16 protein-coding genes are annotated in these 15,759 nt (G+C 48.4%); 2 read left to right on the top strand and 14 right to left on the bottom strand.

Going from position 1 to position 15,759, the window contains the following annotated elements:
* Complete coding sequence (gene ccmB, locus Q5L94_RS11395) at positions 1–684, bottom strand: heme exporter protein CcmB (RefSeq protein WP_114981598.1); 684 nt, start codon at positions 682–684, stop codon at positions 1–3.
* Positions 681–1,337: a cytochrome c biogenesis heme-transporting ATPase CcmA gene (gene ccmA, locus Q5L94_RS11390; protein WP_317498519.1), complete on the bottom strand. Its 657-nt coding sequence runs from the start codon at positions 1,335–1,337 to the stop codon at positions 681–683. The genes ccmB and ccmA overlap by 4 nt, the downstream gene beginning before the upstream one ends.
* Before the next feature lie 78 nt (positions 1,338–1,415).
* On the opposite strand from ccmA, the gene Q5L94_RS11385 reads away from it, so the two are divergent.
* Together Q5L94_RS11385 and Q5L94_RS11380 are read left to right on the top strand one after the other, a co-directional pair.
* A complete protein-coding gene (locus tag Q5L94_RS11385) occupies positions 1,416–3,053 on the top strand; it encodes a flagellar hook-length control protein FliK (protein WP_317498518.1) in 1,638 nt (545 codons plus the stop codon).
* A complete protein-coding gene (locus Q5L94_RS11380) occupies positions 3,050–3,331 on the top strand; it encodes an EscU/YscU/HrcU family type III secretion system export apparatus switch protein (protein WP_011234359.1) in 282 nt (93 codons plus the stop codon). Before Q5L94_RS11385 ends, Q5L94_RS11380 begins: the two co-directional genes overlap by 4 nt.
* 6 nt (positions 3,332–3,337) lie before the next feature.
* Here the strand turns inward: Q5L94_RS11380 and Q5L94_RS11375 are convergent, their stop codons facing one another.
* The 12 genes from Q5L94_RS11375 to flhA are packed head-to-tail and all read right to left on the bottom strand — an operon-like array spanning position 3,338 to position 15,628.
* Complete coding sequence (locus Q5L94_RS11375) at positions 3,338–3,790, bottom strand: DUF2802 domain-containing protein (RefSeq protein WP_317498517.1); 453 nt, start codon at positions 3,788–3,790, stop codon at positions 3,338–3,340.
* Positions 3,791–4,294: a chemotaxis protein CheW gene (locus Q5L94_RS11370; protein ID WP_317498516.1), complete on the bottom strand. Its 504-nt coding sequence runs from the start codon at positions 4,292–4,294 to the stop codon at positions 3,791–3,793.
* A 21-nt stretch (positions 4,295–4,315) separates the two neighbouring features.
* Positions 4,316–5,164: a chemotaxis protein CheW gene (locus Q5L94_RS11365; RefSeq protein WP_317498515.1), complete on the bottom strand. Its 849-nt coding sequence runs from the start codon at positions 5,162–5,164 to the stop codon at positions 4,316–4,318.
* A gap of 3 nt (positions 5,165–5,167) precedes the next feature.
* On the bottom strand, positions 5,168–5,944 hold the full coding sequence (locus Q5L94_RS11360) for a ParA family protein (protein ID WP_317498514.1): 777 nt from the start codon (positions 5,942–5,944) through the stop codon (positions 5,168–5,170).
* A gap of 12 nt (positions 5,945–5,956) precedes the next feature.
* The gene (locus tag Q5L94_RS11355; protein WP_317498513.1) at positions 5,957–7,117 is read right to left on the bottom strand and encodes a chemotaxis response regulator protein-glutamate methylesterase; all 1,161 of its coding nucleotides are present in this window, start codon (positions 7,115–7,117) and stop codon (positions 5,957–5,959) included.
* Between the two features lie 15 nt (positions 7,118–7,132).
* Entirely contained in the window at positions 7,133–9,283 is a 2,151-nt protein-coding gene (locus Q5L94_RS11350) for a chemotaxis protein CheA (RefSeq protein ID WP_317498512.1), read from the bottom strand.
* 13 nt (positions 9,284–9,296) lie between these two features.
* Positions 9,297–10,046, bottom strand: coding sequence for a protein phosphatase CheZ (locus Q5L94_RS11345; protein ID WP_317498511.1), 750 nt, complete (start codon positions 10,044–10,046; stop codon positions 9,297–9,299).
* A 13-nt stretch (positions 10,047–10,059) separates the two neighbouring features.
* Positions 10,060–10,443 (bottom strand): chemotaxis response regulator CheY, encoded by a 384-nt coding sequence (gene cheY, locus Q5L94_RS11340; RefSeq protein WP_016341317.1) that lies wholly within the window; start codon positions 10,441–10,443, stop codon positions 10,060–10,062.
* 37 nt (positions 10,444–10,480) lie between these two features.
* Positions 10,481–11,206 (bottom strand): RNA polymerase sigma factor FliA, encoded by a 726-nt coding sequence (locus Q5L94_RS11335; RefSeq protein ID WP_317498510.1) that lies wholly within the window; start codon positions 11,204–11,206, stop codon positions 10,481–10,483.
* Positions 11,199–12,071 (bottom strand): MinD/ParA family protein, encoded by an 873-nt coding sequence (locus tag Q5L94_RS11330; protein ID WP_317498509.1) that lies wholly within the window; start codon positions 12,069–12,071, stop codon positions 11,199–11,201. Before Q5L94_RS11330 ends, Q5L94_RS11335 begins: the two co-directional genes overlap by 8 nt.
* Before the next feature lie 56 nt (positions 12,072–12,127).
* Entirely contained in the window at positions 12,128–13,462 is a 1,335-nt protein-coding gene (gene flhF, locus Q5L94_RS11325) for a flagellar biosynthesis protein FlhF (protein ID WP_317498508.1), read from the bottom strand.
* Between the two features lie 30 nt (positions 13,463–13,492).
* On the bottom strand, positions 13,493–15,628 hold the full coding sequence (gene flhA, locus Q5L94_RS11320) for a flagellar biosynthesis protein FlhA (protein ID WP_317498507.1): 2,136 nt from the start codon (positions 15,626–15,628) through the stop codon (positions 13,493–13,495).
* Positions 15,629–15,759 lie beyond the last annotated feature (131 nt).

The following is a 15,759-nucleotide window of genomic DNA, read 5'->3' as shown; positions in this document are numbered from 1 at the left end:
TCAATTTACACTCATTCTAATGCCAGCTGCTACAGCCAGCGGAGCCAATGTTACGGTTAAGACTGAAATTGCCGCCAGTATCGCTAACTGACCATGAACTGCAAGCCCCATTGAGGCATTTTCGACTGCTGCAGTAGCAAATATCAGTAAAGGAATAAAAAGCGGGATTAAGATTAAACTGACCAGTGAACTGCCGCGCTGAACCTGCAGAGTTAATGCCGCACCAATAGCTCCCAACGCACTTAACGCCGGAGTTCCCAGCAACAAAGTCAACGCCAGTGCCCACCACCCCTGCAGCGGCAAACTCAACAGCAGAGCCAGAACGGGTGACAGAATAACCAGCGGCAAACCACTTAGCAGCCAGTGCGCCATCATTTTCGCTGTAACCGTAAAAGCCAGAGGCTGCGGTAATAAACACAACTGTTCCAGCGTACCGTCCTGAAAGTCATCGCGAAATAGACGTTCAAGCCCCAATAAACTGGCGAGTAAAGCGGCTACCCAAATAATTCCGGGGGCAATACGAGCCAGAATGTCAGGGCCGGGGCCAATGCCCAACGGGAACAACGTCACCACCATTAATAGAAAGAGCAAAGGGTTTAAGGCGTCGCTGCGTCGCCGTGCGGCTATACGTAAATCCCGCTTCAGCAGGGTTAACCAGGTTTGTCTGTTCGAAAGCTGACTCATAGCACCTCGCCCCGGTATTCCAGAGACAGTTTTTCAGGTGTTAAACCGGACAAAGTCAGTGACTGATGCGAGGTGAAAATAATGGTGCCGCCTGCCTCTAAATGTTCGACAAAGCGTTGTTGTAATAAGGCTATTCCCTGTACATCCAGCGCGGTAAAAGGCTCGTCTAATATCCACAACGAAGCTTGCGTTGCCCATAACCGGGTTAATGCAACTCGACGTTGCTGCCCGGCAGACAGCCGCGTGGTTAATTCATCTTCTAACCCCAGCAGCCCGAGCTTCTCGAGTAAGTCCCAGGCATCCACGTCTTGCACAGAAGACAACTGCTGCTGCCAGTGAAAGTTTTCCAGCGCACTTAGCTCTCCTTTAACTGCAGCTTTGTGCCCAATAAACAGTAACTGCTGACAGTATTCAGACCAGTTCCGATTCAGCGGCTGACCGTCAAAATATACAACGCCGTTGGACGGTTCCAGTAATCCGGTAAGAATTCGCAGCAACGACGATTTTCCGGCACCATTAGGCCCGCTAACCTGCCATAACTGACCCGCGCTCACTGAAAAGTCGAGTTCTTCAAATAATACTCGCCCGCCACGGATTGAGCTTAGCTGCTCTGCGTGCAATAGTGGGCTGTTGGTGGAAGCAACTTGTGTCATGCGGATTTTACAACCGGAACCTTACTGGTAAGCTGACGCAAATGCCCAAGATTCTACCATAAAAATTAGGTAAAGCGCATGGCTGATATTAAGCAACTGTTACAACAAATGATGGCCTCTCCGGAACGAACCTTAGCTCGTGCCGAACAGCAGCAATTGTCCAGTCTAATGCGTATTTTTAGCGGCTCCACCTCTGGTGGCAATTCAACCGCAAGCACAACTCAGGCTCCCCAACAGGGTAATATTCCAACACCTTCGATAAATGCAGGCTCGCTGAATCAGGCAAATACGACCCGATTACTTGCTCAATTATTGGTTCAGATCAGTTTACCGGTAACTTTTGAGCCCGCGAAAGGCCAGCAGCCACCTCGTATTCAGGGTAACAACTGGCAATGGCCTAACCCGCCCAAAAATATTCAGCCGCCATTAACGGTGGCAACGAAATTGCAACTGACAATAACTCAGCCAGATCCTAAACAGCCGATAGTTCGGGTAGCTCTCAGCACGGGTGCAACAAAGCCAGTGGCTGTTGCAGATGTACCGGTAACTCAACTGCCGGCAAAACTGATTCAAGCCTTTGTTGAGCAGGGACGGGTTGCTACGGTACAACCGTCACCGCAACAGCCGGTAACATCAAGGCCTGGCACTCAACCAGTTAACCCACCAGTAAGTCAGCCAAACACCGCTGCCCAGACCTCACCAACGCAAAAAGTCTCGATACCAACGGCAACCGGGTTAGCAATAAAACAAGCTCAACAAATAACACCCAAACAATTTCAACAGGCATTGCAGAATTTTATACCGCAAAGCCTGCGGCCTTCGCCCTCATCGACAGGCACGGCTGAAAGCATTCAGCAGCCAACGGCCCGATTGTCAGCAGAAGCGGCAAGAGAGGCATTGCAGTCACCGCCTAAGGCCTTACAACAGCTTTTGGTCAAAGTACTTCAGCAAATGCCAACACCAGATGCGATGCAACGCCCCCAAGCCTTGCAGAGCTGGGTCAGCGATTGGTTTGCGGCGCGCCCGGTCAGCGCCCAACCCAGTCAGCAAATGGGAGGTCTTGGACAAATGCTAATGACGCTGCTGGGTCTGGCAATGCAGCAGCAGCCGGAAACGACCAGCAGTAGTGGAGCAGCGAGAACCTCACCAAATCAGTTTACTCAGGCCTTTATTCAGCAGGTGCTTAACCCTGCCCCTGACAATGCAGGTGAAGTGCGCGAACGCATTAATGCCCTGTTGCAACAATTACCGCAACAACAGTTGCAGCGACTACTACAGCTTTTTACCGGCATCCTTAACTCGGCGCAAAGCAGTCAGGCCAGGTTGCAGGATTCGCCTCCTCAACAACCGGAATATTACATTCTGCTACCCGCTGATACACAAAAACCACAGCAGCATGAACTGCTTATTCGCAGTGAGCGCGAAAGCAGTAATAAAGAGAGTAACCGCCGCACCTTATGGTTATTTACCCTGCGCTTTGAACTGGAAAGTACCGGGCCTTTGCTGGTTAAAGGTCGCTACCACCCGCAAGGGTCATCGGTTGACTTCTACACTGAAACGAAAGCGGCGCAAAAAGTGGTTGAGAGTAATGTCGAAAAGCTTGAAAAAAGGCTTGCCGAACTGGAGGTTAACAGCGTTAAGCTTCGGGTTCAGCAAGGTAAAATTCCGGACAACCTGGCGCAGCAGCACAGCGGTATTATTCGGGTGACAGTATGAGTGACAAGAAAGAAAAACAAGCGATAGGTTTGTCTTACGACGGCTTTAATGCGCCTAAAGTCATAGCCCGGGGGTTTGACGAACTTGCTGAAGAAATTATTGCCGTTGCCAAAGAGCATGGCGTCTTAGTCCATGAAGATCCGTTGCTGTCCGATTCGCTGGCCAAACTGAATGTGGGTGATGAAATTCCACGCGAGCTGTACATTATTATTGCGGAAATTATCGCTTTCGCGTACCTACTGGATGGCAAATTCCCTAGACAATGGGAAGAGGGTTAAACCGCTTTATGCGCCTTTCTTGTGCAACGAGGTTAATAACTCAGCCTCAGCCTGCGGCAGGTCGCATTCCTGCATCAGCTCTTCAACACTAGCTCCGCTTGCCACTAACTTAGCTGCGCGCTGGTAAAGCTTACTACCCGGGTCCTGCTCCGCAACTTCTTGCAACCTTTGCTGTAACTGCTGTTGCTCCTCGTTTAGCTGCGCAACTTGCTGTTGCAACTGAGCAACCAATTGCTGCTGAGCAAAGTCGGTCTTTGAGGAGGCTTCAGAGGGTTGTTGTTTGAACTGTTCTCGTAGCGACAACACTTCACTGGCGGTTTCCGTGAGCATGAGCAAGCGTTGCTGCTGACGTTCAATAAGCTCGGCTTGCCGTCGCGAGGTAATAACCACCGCGACTAAAGCAATAAGCGCCAGCCCAAGAGCCAGCGCTGAAATAGCAAATAACCAGTTCGTCATCATTTAGCTCAGACGGGAGATTTCATCCCACTCTTCATCGGTAAGCATTTTATCCAGGTCTACCAGAATCAGAAGTTCGTCATCTCGGTTACTTACGCCCTGAATAAAGCGAGCACTCTCGTCAGTACCCACATTCGGAGCGCTATCAATTTCGGAGGTTTTCAGATACACCACCTCGGCAACACTATCGACTAGTATGCCAATAACCTGCTGTTCAGACTCAATGATCACGATACGTGAATTGTCAGTGACTTCGGTCGTCTGCAAGCCAAAGCGCAGACGCGTATCAATGACTGTGACCACGTTACCTCGCAAATTGATAATACCTAATACGTAACTGGGTGCGCCGGGTACGGGAGCAATTTCGCTGTAGCGCAGCACTTCCTGAACCTGCATTACATTGATACCGTAAGTTTCCTGTTCCAGCTGGAAAGTGACCCACTGCAGAACCTCGTCATTACCATCAACGTCAGCTTCGTTCTTTATAGCGCGATTGTCTTTACTCATCTCTTACTCCGCCATGCGTTATTAATCTTGCTGGATATGTCCCAGACCTTTATCCAGAAGTGTAATCAATGCGTTAACATCCAGCAATGCACACATTCTGTCACGGACAACCCCGGCAAGCCAGGGTCGCTTATTATTTGTTTCCTTACGCCACTGAATCGATTGCGGCTGCAAAGGTTCACTGGTTACTAATTCTTCACACAACAGTCCCCATGGGCTGTCATTCAAAGTAATTAGATATTGATAATCTAAATTCTCTTCCAGCTCCGGAGTACATTTTTCGGGCATTACCCAACGAGCCGTATCAACTACCTGCAGTTTATTGTCACGCTCGGTCATAATACCCCGGAACCAATCAGGTTTTCCCATCAGCGGACTAATTTTGCCCAGTTGATGGATACCTCCCAGGCTTTTTAGCGGCACCGCAAGGGTTAAACCTGCCACTTTAAAAAATAAAGCCTGAAAGTCCTGTTCCATATACTCTGACATCGCATCAGGGAGTGCCTCCGGTGGTGGCTCAGAAACCTCAGTTTCCACTTCTGCCTGGGTGTCAGTATGTACTTCCGTGTCAATATTTGTCTCAGCAGTTGTCAGGTTAACAGTCTCTACTGCAATTTCTGTCTCTGTAACCGTTTCAACCTCTGGCTCTTTATAGCTATCGTCCGCTTTTGCAGAAACTAAAGGTAATAAATCCTGTTCACGGTTTAAGCTAACTGTTTCTTCCTCAGCAACCGCCTGAATTTTAGGTGCTGCTTGCTCTAGCAGTCGTTTAACCGGTTCATTATCAAACTCAACCGTTTCTTCCTCAAGCAATAAAGCATTGAGGTATTCTGCCATAGCAGCTTCACTGCGGTCGCGTTTAGTCGTCATAAATCAACGCTCTTCCAACTGCTTCAAATTAGTTAATAGTGACTGGTAAGCCAGCACCCCCCGCGATTTCGGTGCATAAGCAGAAGGCGTTAGCTGCTCATTAGAGGCATCGCGGAATTTCGTATCTATTGGGATCATGCCATTCCAGACCGAGCGACCATAACGTGCAATGAGTTTCTTATACGTTTGCAAAGACGCATTGGTTCGCTTGTCATAAAGTGTCGGGATAATAGTATAAGCGTAATTCTCACCGCGAGACTTATGTATTAGCGTTAAGGTTCGCATCATGCGCTCTAAGCCCTTTAGCGCTAAAAATTCGGTTTGAACCGGAATCAATACTCTCTGGCAACAGGCTAAAGCGTTGACCATAAGAACCCCCAGTACCGGTGGCACATCAATAAGCACATAATCGAAGTCGTCAGCGACCATTGCCAGGCCACGTTTTAAGACCAGGCCCATACCACCCTGAGTGCCGAGTTTACGGTCCAGCGTGGCCAGCGCCATAGTGGCAGGCATAACGCTCAGATGCTTAAATTGAGTAGGCAAAATACTGCGGCGTATCAAGTCTGCGGTTACGGCTTTACCGGCACTGAAAACATCAAAGGAACCGGACTCAAGCGATTCCGAATCAATACCAAAATAATAGGTTAATGACGCATGGGGGTCGGTATCAATACAAAGCACTCGTTTCCCCTGTTCAGCCAATAGGCCTGCCAGTGCAACGGTTGTGGTGGTCTTTCCGACCCCGCCTTTTTGATTAGCTACCGTCCATACGATCATTCACTCATCCTGCTATAAGCCGCTGTAACCGACTTCTTTCATAATGGCCTTGGCCATTCCTTCGAGGCCGATGCTGCGGGTTGAAATGCCCGCCTGGGCAACCGCCTGAGGCATCCCGTACACAACACAGCTAGCCTGATCCTGAGCCCATATAGTCGCGCCCTGGTCTTTCAGCATACGTGAGCCGTCACGGCCATCAGCCCCCATGCCGGTTAAAATGACGCCAAGTACTTTACCCATATAGGTTTTTGACATACTGGCAAAGGTTAAATCTACACTCGGCTTATAAGTAATGCGTCCACTGGTATCGTCTTTTACCCTTAAACGTGCACTACCAGGCCTGCCTTCGACCATAAGTTGTTTTCCGCCCGGCGCTAAATAAGCTGTCCCGGCTCTGAGTACATCACCGTCTTCTGCTTCTTTCACATTAATCTGACACAAACCATTCAGACGCTGTGCAAAAGCTTTTGTGAACGCTGCAGGCATATGCTGAACCATAACAATAGGGTAAGGGAAATTGCCAGGTAATTGGGTAAGTACTTTTTGCAGTGCAACCGGGCCACCGGTCGACGTTCCTATCGCCAGTAGTTGATAAGCCCGGTTTATTGTTAATGTGCCAGCCGAAGTCGCAGTCTGCGCGTCACTTTCACGCTGACTTTGCAGTTCATTATTGCGTTGCCGAATACGATCCAGCGCTGTAGTGGGCTCTGACGGACGCTCTGGTTGCTTCGCAACGGGCGCCGGTGTTGATGGCCGCGACGTTGTTCTGCTTACCGGCTGCCGGGCAATCGCTATAACGCGATCCTGCAGAGTTTTTACTGCTTCGTCGCGGTTACGGGCGATATCTTCAAATTTCTTCGGCAGAAAGTCTGCGGCACCGGCCTCGAGTGCGTTCAGCGTTGCCGTCGCTCCCTCATGAGTCAGCGAGCTGAACATCAAAATAGGACAAGGGTTGCTGCTCATAATGGCTTTTACAGCATCGATGCCGTTCATTACCGGCATTTCAATATCCATAGTGATAACGTCCGGCTTCAGGATCCGGCTTTGTTCTACCGCTTCTTCGCCATTATTCGCACTACCAATCACTTTAATGTTGGTATTGCTTTCTAAAATCTCAGTCACCCGGCGTCTAAAAAACGCCGAGTCGTCTACCACGAGAACTTTTACAGTCATGAACGGCTTATCCCGTTATCTTTTAGCGTAATACTTGAGCATGCTGGGCACATCAACTATCAGAGCAATACCACCGTCGCTGGTGATTGTTGCCCCAGCCATTCCCGGCGTACCCTGCAGTAACTTATCCAATGGTTTAATAACCACTTCTTCCTGACCAATCAATGCGTTCACCACAAAGCCTACTTGTTGGTTGCCTATTTGCACTACCACTACATGGCCTTGTTCTTTACGACTGGAGCCATCATGGTTACGAACTAGCCATTTTTCTAGGAAGAACAGCGGAATAGCACGGTTACGTACAATTAGGGTTAACTGGCCGTCTACGGTATTGGTACGCTTCATATCCAGGTCGATAATTTCACTGACAACAGCAAGCGGCAAAGCAAACGTCTGATCTCTTACGGCGACCATTAGCGTCGGCAATATTGCCAAAGTCAGCGGCACTTTAATCAAGAGCTCCGTGCCTTTACCTAGCTCTGAATTAATTTTAACGCTACCGTTGAGTTGGCTGATTTTGGTCTTAACCACATCCATGCCAACGCCACGACCGGAAATATCCGAAACTTGGTCTTTGGTAGAGAAACCAGCCGCGAAAATCAAGTTATAAGCATCTTCATCGCTTAAACGGGCAGCAGAGTCTGCGTCCATAATGCCTTTTTTAACGGCAATGCCTCTCAGTTTTTCAGCGTCCATACCGGCACCATCGTCTTTAATCGACAGCATAATATGGTCGCCTTCCTGAGACGCCGACAAGGTGACAGTTCCCGACCGGGATTTACCATTCGCTTCACGCTCATCCGGCATTTCAATACCATGGTCAACAGAATTACGGACCAAATGCACCAAAGGATCGGCCAACGCCTCAACTAAATTTTTATCTAAATCGGTGTCTTCACCGTACATTTCAAGGTTGATTTCTTTCTTAAGGCTACGAGCCAAGTCACGAACAACCCGCGGGAAACGACCGAACACTTTCTTAATTGGCTGCATCCGGGTTTTCATCACCGCGCCCTGTAAGTCACCAGTGACAACATCCAGGTTCGAAATAGCTTTGCCCATTTCAGCACTGTCTGACTCATCAGAGTTACTCAGGCTCAACAGACGATTTCTAACCAATACCAGCTCGCCGACCATATTCATAATTTCGTCTAAGCGCTTGGTATCGACCCGGACAGTAGTTTCAACCGGAGCAGGCGCTGGTGCAGCTGGTTTTTTATCTACTGGCTGAGCCGCTGCAGGTTTCGCTTTAGGCTCTGATTTTGGCTCAGGTTTCGGTTCTGGCTTAGATGCTGGTTTTGCCGCAGGTTTTGGCTGTTCTTTTGCTTCAGGCTTTTTCGGCGCAGGCTCACTGGCTGGCTTATCACCTTTCGGTGTCGGCGCTTTGCCACTGCCATGCAAATCGTCCAGCAAGGATTCAAATTCGTCGTCTGTTATTTCGTCGTCTTTTGCAGGCTCTTTCTGCTTTTCTTGCTTTTTATCAGCACTTTGAGGGGCTTTACCACTTCCATGAAGTTCGTCCAGCAATGACTCAAATTCATCGTCTGAAATTTCATCACTGTCTTCATTTACCTCAGGTTTAGAAGCCGCTGGCTTATCTTCTTTTCCGGGACCTTTGCCTTCACCGTGCAACTCGTCTAGCAAAGCTTCAAACTCATCATCCTGGATTTCGTCAATACTCTCGCTGCTATTTTCCTCTTCTACGGGTTCTGGCTCCGGGGCTGTTTCTGCGGCAGGTTCATCTTTTGGAACCTCTATAGGCGCTTCGTCCTCAGATTCTGGTTCACTTAACTTATGCAATAATTCCAGTAGCTCTGGTGAAGCAGCTTCAGGTTCTTCTTTGGCGCGCACCTGCGCGAACTGAGTGTTGATAGTATCCAAAGACTGAAGAATCACATCCATCAGGTCGGAGTTGACCGTACGTTGGCCATTACGCAGGGTATCGAATACGTTTTCCGCACCATGACAGGTATCGACTAAAGCCCCTAACGACAGGAACCCTGCACCACCTTTAACCGTATGAAAGCCACGGAAAATAGCGTTCAACAGGTCTTTATTTTGCGGATCATTTTCCAGTTCAACTAGCTGCTCAGACAGTTGTTCGAGGATCTCTCCAGCCTCGATCAAAAAATCCTGCAGAATGTCTTCGTCCATATCAAAGCTCATGCGACTGATGCTCCTAGAAACCTAAACTGGACAACAAATCGTCCACTTCGTCTTGTCCGCCAACCACGTCATCGCGTTGATCAGCATCGATAATTGGGCCTTCTGCATGGGCAGCATCATTCTTAGGCGCAGCCCCTGCTTTTTCCGCGTTACGACGTTCTTCTTCTTTACCAAATATCTTCAGTAACTCAATCAGGTTCTTTTCAACGTCTTCGACCAATTGAATAACCCGGCGAATAACTTGCCCGGTAATATCCTGAAAATCTTGCGCCATAAGCACTTCAGTCATTAACCCGTGCACTTGAGGCATGTTTTCGCCACAGCGCTTAAGTACGTCATCGACCTCATGACATAAAGACTTGAATTCATTTAACTGAATATCGTTGCTCATTAACCGATTCCAGGCCGGCATCACTTTCTCGACACGGTTATGCATATCGTCTGCAAGTGGCAGACAGGCCTCTACCGCATCCATAGTGCGGTTCGCGGCGTCTTCCGTTTTTTCAATGACATACAGCAGGCGGTTTTGCGCATCCGGAAGATCATCCTGCGTCATTTGCACAATGCGAGGGTCAACCTGAAAATCCTGGAGCGCTTCGTGGAGGTCTCGTGTCAACTGGCCTACAGAGGTGAACAACTTGTCATTACGACGGTTGTAAACATCTTCCAGTAATTGGTTAGCCTGCTGTTGTTTCCCGTCTTCAAGCAAGGCTACGAGTTCCTTGGCTTGATCCAGAGAAATATCATGGGCGTTATCAGACATAGTCGTTCGCCCTTTAGCTGATTCGTTCGAAAATCTTGTCGAGCTTTTCTTTCAACGTTACGGCTGTAAATGGTTTTACAATGTAACCGTTTACTCCAGCTTGAGCTGCCATAATGATCTGCTCTCGTTTGGCTTCCGCCGTTACCATTAACACCGGTAAATGCGCAAGGTTATCGTCCTTGCGAATTTCACGCAGCAAGTCGATTCCCTGCATACCGGGCATATTCCAGTCGGTTACAACAAAGTCGAAATCACCGTTCTGCAACATAGGCAATGCGGTATTACCGTCATCTGCTTCCTGTATATTAGTAAAGCCAAGATCACGAAGTAAGTTCTTAATGATTCGTCTCATTGTAGAAAAGTCGTCCACAACGAGAATTTTCATGTTTTTATCCAAAGCACCCTCCACTGAGGCTCTCGATTACAACCAAAGTTTATTCAACCCAATTTTGCATTCGCGACTTCAGTCGCAACATTGCCTGACTGTGAATTTGACTGACTCGTGATTCACTCACGCTCAGCACTTCACCTATCTCTTTTAAATTCAATTCTTCGTCATAATACAACGAAAGCACCAAAGCTTCACGTTCTGGTAACGAAGAGATTGTGGAGACCAACGCTTTATGAAACGCCGCGTTCTCAACATCTTTTTGTGGCTCATAGGCTGAACCCGTTACCTGCTCTGGCATGATAGCATCTTCTGATACACCAAGATCTTCAATACCAACAATTCGTCCCGTGCTGACATCCCGCAAAATATTGTGGTATTCATCCATACCCATATTCAGCTTTGCGGCCACTTCCGTATCTTTTGCATCGCGTCCGGTTTCATTTTCAACCTGCCGAATGGCTTCCAATACACGCCGATGATTACGATGAACCGAGCGCGGAGCCCAGTCACCACGGCGAATTTCATCCAGCATCGCACCACGAATGCGAATGCCGGCAAAGGTTTCGAAACTGGCACCCTTACTGTTGTCAAAGTTACGCGCAGCTTCTAATAAGCCAATCATGCCCGCCTGGATCAAGTCATCCACTTGCACACTGGCTGGAAGTCTCGCCATCATGTGGTGTGCAATACGCTTAACCAGCCCGGTATGCTGCTCAATAATAGCATTCCGGTTGTCAGCAGTGGCAGCATAAACGGCAGCTTTATTCATTGGCAACATCCCGCTTACTCTCGTTATCGGCAGAAGTTATCAATTGTTCAAGAAAAAATTCTAAATGCCCGCCGGCTTGAGCCGGAACAGGCCAGTCAATGGCTTTCTTAGCCAACGCTTTTATCGCCAAAGAGGCCGGTGATCTTGGGTAAGCTAAAACCATAGGTTGTTGTTTTCTAACAGCCAAGCGCAAATTATCATCAAAAGGTATAATTGCTGAAAGTTCTAAAGCGACATCTAAAAACCGGTCGGTTACTTTCGTTAATTTATTGAACAATACTTGTCCGTCGCGCAGATTTCTTACCATATTAGCAACCACCTTGAACTTAAACAGGCCTTGCTCGCGGCTTAACACTTTTATCAGTGCGTATGCATCGGTAATTGATGTCGGTTCGTCACAAACCACGAGTAAAACATCCTGCGACGCCCTGGCAAAGCTGACAACGGTATTACCAATACCCGCTGCGGTATCAACAATTAATACATCATAGCTTCCCTGAAGCTGACTGAAAGCTCTTATTAAGCCGGCATGCTCCGACTCACTCAAGTCGACCATAGAGCGCGTGCCCGATGTCGCCGGAACAATTTTGATTCCTGCCGGGCCTTCAATCAGAATATCTTCTAACTCGCACTGCCCACTCAGCACATGAGAAAGGTTGCGCTCAACCCGCAGGCCCAACATAACATCGACGTTAGCCAAACCTAAGTCAGCATCCAACACTAGTACTCGTTTGCCCTGCTTAGCCATTGCGATAGCCATATTCAACGACACGTTAGTTTTCCCAACGCCGCCTTTACCACCAGTTACCGCAATAACTTTTATTTTCGATTGTTTCATTCTTCGCAGACCGCTTGCTTGATCCATCGGGCGTATCTCTTTTCTGACTAAATTGATAACAGCTTTATATTATATTGGCTCATTCAGCGAGAAAACGCCTCATTCCAGTACGATTTTGGCACGTCTGACACTGAGGAACAAATGCTTTTATCAAGCAGGCGCTCAGCCTCGGCAACCATAAAGTTGGCATCTGCTACCCGAATGTCTTCAGGTACTTGTTGACCATTTGTTAAGTAGCCAACTGGTAAGCCATGTTCTATTGCTACACTGATACTCTCACCTAAACTTAAGCATTCGTCCAGCTTAGTAAAAATACAACCAGACAAAGGCAGCGCTTTAAATTGCTTAACAGCATCCATCAGCACCTGGCTTTGTGATGTTGCCGACAACACCAGATACGGGCGAATACGAAGCCGTGAATTCTGAATTAACTGACTTAACTGTTCGTTCAAACGCTTATCGCGCTGACCCATGCCTGCCGTATCAATCAAAATGAGACTTTTTTGACGTAGCGCAAGTAATGCATCTGCCAGTTCCTGTGCATTTTTTGCCACTTTGACCGGACATCCTATTATACGGCCATAGGTTTGTAATTGTTCACTGGCACCAATACGAAAAGTGTCGGTGGTAATTAAAGCCACTTTATCGGCACCATGGCGTTGCGCATAACGAGCCGCCAATTTTGCAATCGTCGTGGTTTTACCAACACCCGTGGGGCCAACTAAAGCCACCGCACCACCGCGTGTCAAAATATCGTCAGAGGTGGTATTCAGCTGTCCTTCCAATAAATGCAGCGTCTGTTCCCAGACCTCATCATCTGATCCGCCTTCGGGAATAAAACACGCAATCTGATCCGCAACTCGTTCGCTCAAGCCCATATCCATTAACCGATTCATCAGCATAGAGCGGGTTGGCTCTTCACGATCCATTTCTTGCTTCATCAAGCCGCTCAACTGGTGTTCCAGCAATTGGCGAATACCGTTGACCTGAGAGCGCAGCTCAGCAATGGCCTGGGAGTCGTCCGCTGCTGGTGCATTTACTTGCTCAGGAAAAATATCGTCGCTTAACTGAGTATCAGCGAAGGCTTGTGGTTCGGCTTCCGGTTCTGGCCGTTGTGACGGTTCAGTAACCGCTTGCGCAGCGTTGCGTTGTGCGGGCTGTTCAGCCTGAGCCTGACGTTGCAATAATTCTTGCAAAGATTCGGCCGGCACTTCTGGCGTTTTTGACGCGGCAGGCTCATTCGGTGCTTGCTCAGCCATTGGCTGTGCCTGCTGGGCATCGGGGTCAATGGCTGCAACCAGCTCAATACCACCGTTTACTTTCTTATTGGACAGGATAATCGCATCCGGACCTAAAGTTTCTTTAACCTGTTGTAAACCACGACGCATATCTTCGGCAAAAAAGCGTTTAATCTTCACAAGCGACTCCCGTTACTCTTGTGTGGTGGTTTATTCACCACCGTTTTGTTGTCCACCAATTGAGCTGACAATGCGAATTTGTTTATCATCCGGTACTTCCTGATAGGACAACACGCGCATACCATCGGTAGCGTGACGCGCAAAACGCGCCATGGTTGACCGTAGAAGCCCCGAAGTCAGCAGTACTGAAGGTTCACCATTCATTTCCTGCTGCTGGTGCACTTCGCGTAATGATTGTTGCAGGCGTTCGGCCAAACCCGGTTCGATTCCGGCGCCTTGCTGATTTCCGTCATTACCAGCCATTTGCAATGACTGATGCAACATCTGTTCCAACTCTGGCGCCAAAGTTATGACAGGCAATTCTGCGGCTCCCTCAGCAATGTCCTGAACAATTAAGCGACGCAGTGAAATTCTGACTGCAGCTGTCAGTACTTCAGGATCCTGACTGCGACCGGCGTACTCAACTAAAGTTTGCACGATGGTACGCATATCCCGAATAGCGATACCTTCATCCAATAAGTTCTGCAGTACTTTGACAAAGTTACCCAGCGATAATAAATCCGGAATTAACCCCTCGATCAACTTAGGATGTGTGCGACCGAGACGATCCAGCAATTCTTGGGCTTCTTCGTGACCCAGCAACTGAGATGCATGATTGGTTACAATCTGACTTAAGTGCGTAGCGACTACGGTTGCCGCGTCAACCACGGTGTAACCCAGTGTTTGTGCATGTTCGCGCTGTTCTGGCCGGATCCAGACCGCATCCAGCCCAAAGGCCGGGTCTTTTGTCTTCTCACCCTCCAGCTCACCGAATACCTGCCCCGGGTTAATCGCCATCTCCCAGTCATGACGAATTTCAGCTTCACCCATGGTTACGCCCATAAGGGTAATGCGGTAACTGTTGGGGCCTAAATCGAGGTTGTCTCTGATATGAACAGCTGGCACGAGAAAACCAAATTCCTGAGACTGCTTCTTACGTACACCTTTAATGCGTGAAAGCAATTCACCGCCCTGCTGCTTATCCACCAATGGAATTAGGCGATAGCCAACTTCCAGACCAATAGTGTCTACATGGCGAACGTCGTCCCAGCTGAGCTCTTTTTGTTGCGCCTGCTGAACTTGCTGTTCCTGTTCTTTTTCAACCAGCTCGCCTTCTTCAGTCTTGGTTTTTTTAAGTTTAAAGTAAGCTGCGCCGGCTAACACGCCCGACATGCTTAAAAAGGCAAAGTGCGGCATACCGGGAATAACGCCCATAGCAAACAATACCGCGCTGGTAATGACCAAAACCTTTGGGTTATCGAGCAATTGCAGAACAACCGCATCGCCCATGTCCTGGCTGTTATTTTCACGAGTAATGATAATGGCAGTCGCAACTGACAGTAACAATGATGGAATTTGCGCAACCAGGCCGTCGCCAATGGTTAATAGCGTATAAACCTCAACAGCCTCATTGAATGTGAGTCCGTATTGGATCATACCAATGAGCAGCCCGCCGATAATGTTGATAAAGAGGATTAAAATACCGGCTATAGCATCGCCTTTTACGAACTTACTGGCACCGTCCATAGAGCCGTAGAAATCGGCCTCACGGGTTACATCGCTGCGTCGTGCTTTGGCTTCTTCCTGGTTGATTAGTCCCGCGTTAAGGTCAGCGTCAATCGCCATTTGTTTACCAGGCATGGCGTCAAGGGTGAAGCGAGCGGTTACTTCTGAAATACGACCGGCACCCTTAGTAATAACCACAAAGTTAATAATAACCAGAATGGCGAACACCACCAGACCAACAGTGTAGTTACCCCCTATGACCACGCTACCAAAGGCTTCAATAACAGAACCTGCAGCACCGGGCCCGTTATGTCCTTCTAATAAAACAATACGCGTAGAGGCAACGTTGAGGCTTAAGCGTAGTACCGTAGCAATAAGCAATACGGTAGGAAAGGCGGCGAAATCCAGCGGACGTTGGGTATAAACAGCCACCAGCATAACCACCAGTGACAAAGTAATTGAAAATGAAAAGAGAACATCCAGCACCACAGCCGGAATTGGCAAAACAATCATCGCCAGAATAGCCATAATGGCCAACGGCGTTCCAAAACCTTTGATAAGGTGCGCATTGTTTTGCGTGAAATTTCTTAAATTTACTAACTTTTCGGCACCGCTCGCCATACGTCTTCCTGTTGCGTCAAAAAGTTGAACCTGGGATGTTTTATTCAAGAATCGAGCCAGCTTTCATTTTATTCGGAGGTTATCTTACATTCGTTTCAGTTGGGGCTTACAGACAAAGCTTAAGCAGCTTC

The organism is Idiomarina sp. Sol25, from assembly GCF_033052775.1.
In the GTDB taxonomy this organism is placed as follows: Bacteria; Pseudomonadota; Gammaproteobacteria; order Enterobacterales; family Alteromonadaceae; genus Idiomarina.
The sequence above is the reverse complement of the archived record's forward strand: the minus strand, read 5'-3'. Positions and strand labels throughout refer to the sequence as shown.

Bases quoted from the DNA above. Each gene is read 5' to 3' on its own strand.
- ccmB (WP_114981598.1), bottom strand. From the start codon at position 684: ATGAGTCAGCTTTCGAACAGACAAACCTGGTTAACCCTGCTGAAGCGG.
- ccmA (WP_317498519.1), bottom strand. From the start codon at position 1,337: ATGACACAAGTTGCTTCCACCAACAGCCCACTATTGCACGCAGAGCAG.
- Q5L94_RS11385 (WP_317498518.1), top strand. From the start codon at position 1,416: ATGGCTGATATTAAGCAACTGTTACAACAAATGATGGCCTCTCCGGAA.
- Q5L94_RS11380 (WP_011234359.1), top strand. From the start codon at position 3,050: ATGAGTGACAAGAAAGAAAAACAAGCGATAGGTTTGTCTTACGACGGC.
- Q5L94_RS11375 (WP_317498517.1), bottom strand. From the start codon at position 3,790: ATGATGACGAACTGGTTATTTGCTATTTCAGCGCTGGCTCTTGGGCTG.
- Q5L94_RS11370 (WP_317498516.1), bottom strand. From the start codon at position 4,294: ATGAGTAAAGACAATCGCGCTATAAAGAACGAAGCTGACGTTGATGGT.
- Q5L94_RS11365 (WP_317498515.1), bottom strand. From the start codon at position 5,164: ATGACGACTAAACGCGACCGCAGTGAAGCTGCTATGGCAGAATACCTC.
- Q5L94_RS11360 (WP_317498514.1), bottom strand. From the start codon at position 5,944: ATGATCGTATGGACGGTAGCTAATCAAAAAGGCGGGGTCGGAAAGACC.
- Q5L94_RS11355 (WP_317498513.1), bottom strand. From the start codon at position 7,117: ATGACTGTAAAAGTTCTCGTGGTAGACGACTCGGCGTTTTTTAGACGC.
- Q5L94_RS11350 (WP_317498512.1), bottom strand. From the start codon at position 9,283: ATGAGCTTTGATATGGACGAAGACATTCTGCAGGATTTTTTGATCGAG.
- Q5L94_RS11345 (WP_317498511.1), bottom strand. From the start codon at position 10,046: ATGTCTGATAACGCCCATGATATTTCTCTGGATCAAGCCAAGGAACTC.
- Q5L94_RS11335 (WP_317498510.1), bottom strand. From the start codon at position 11,206: ATGAATAAAGCTGCCGTTTATGCTGCCACTGCTGACAACCGGAATGCT.
- Q5L94_RS11330 (WP_317498509.1), bottom strand. From the start codon at position 12,071: ATGGATCAAGCAAGCGGTCTGCGAAGAATGAAACAATCGAAAATAAAA.
- flhA (WP_317498507.1), bottom strand. From the start codon at position 15,628: ATGGCGAGCGGTGCCGAAAAGTTAGTAAATTTAAGAAATTTCACGCAA.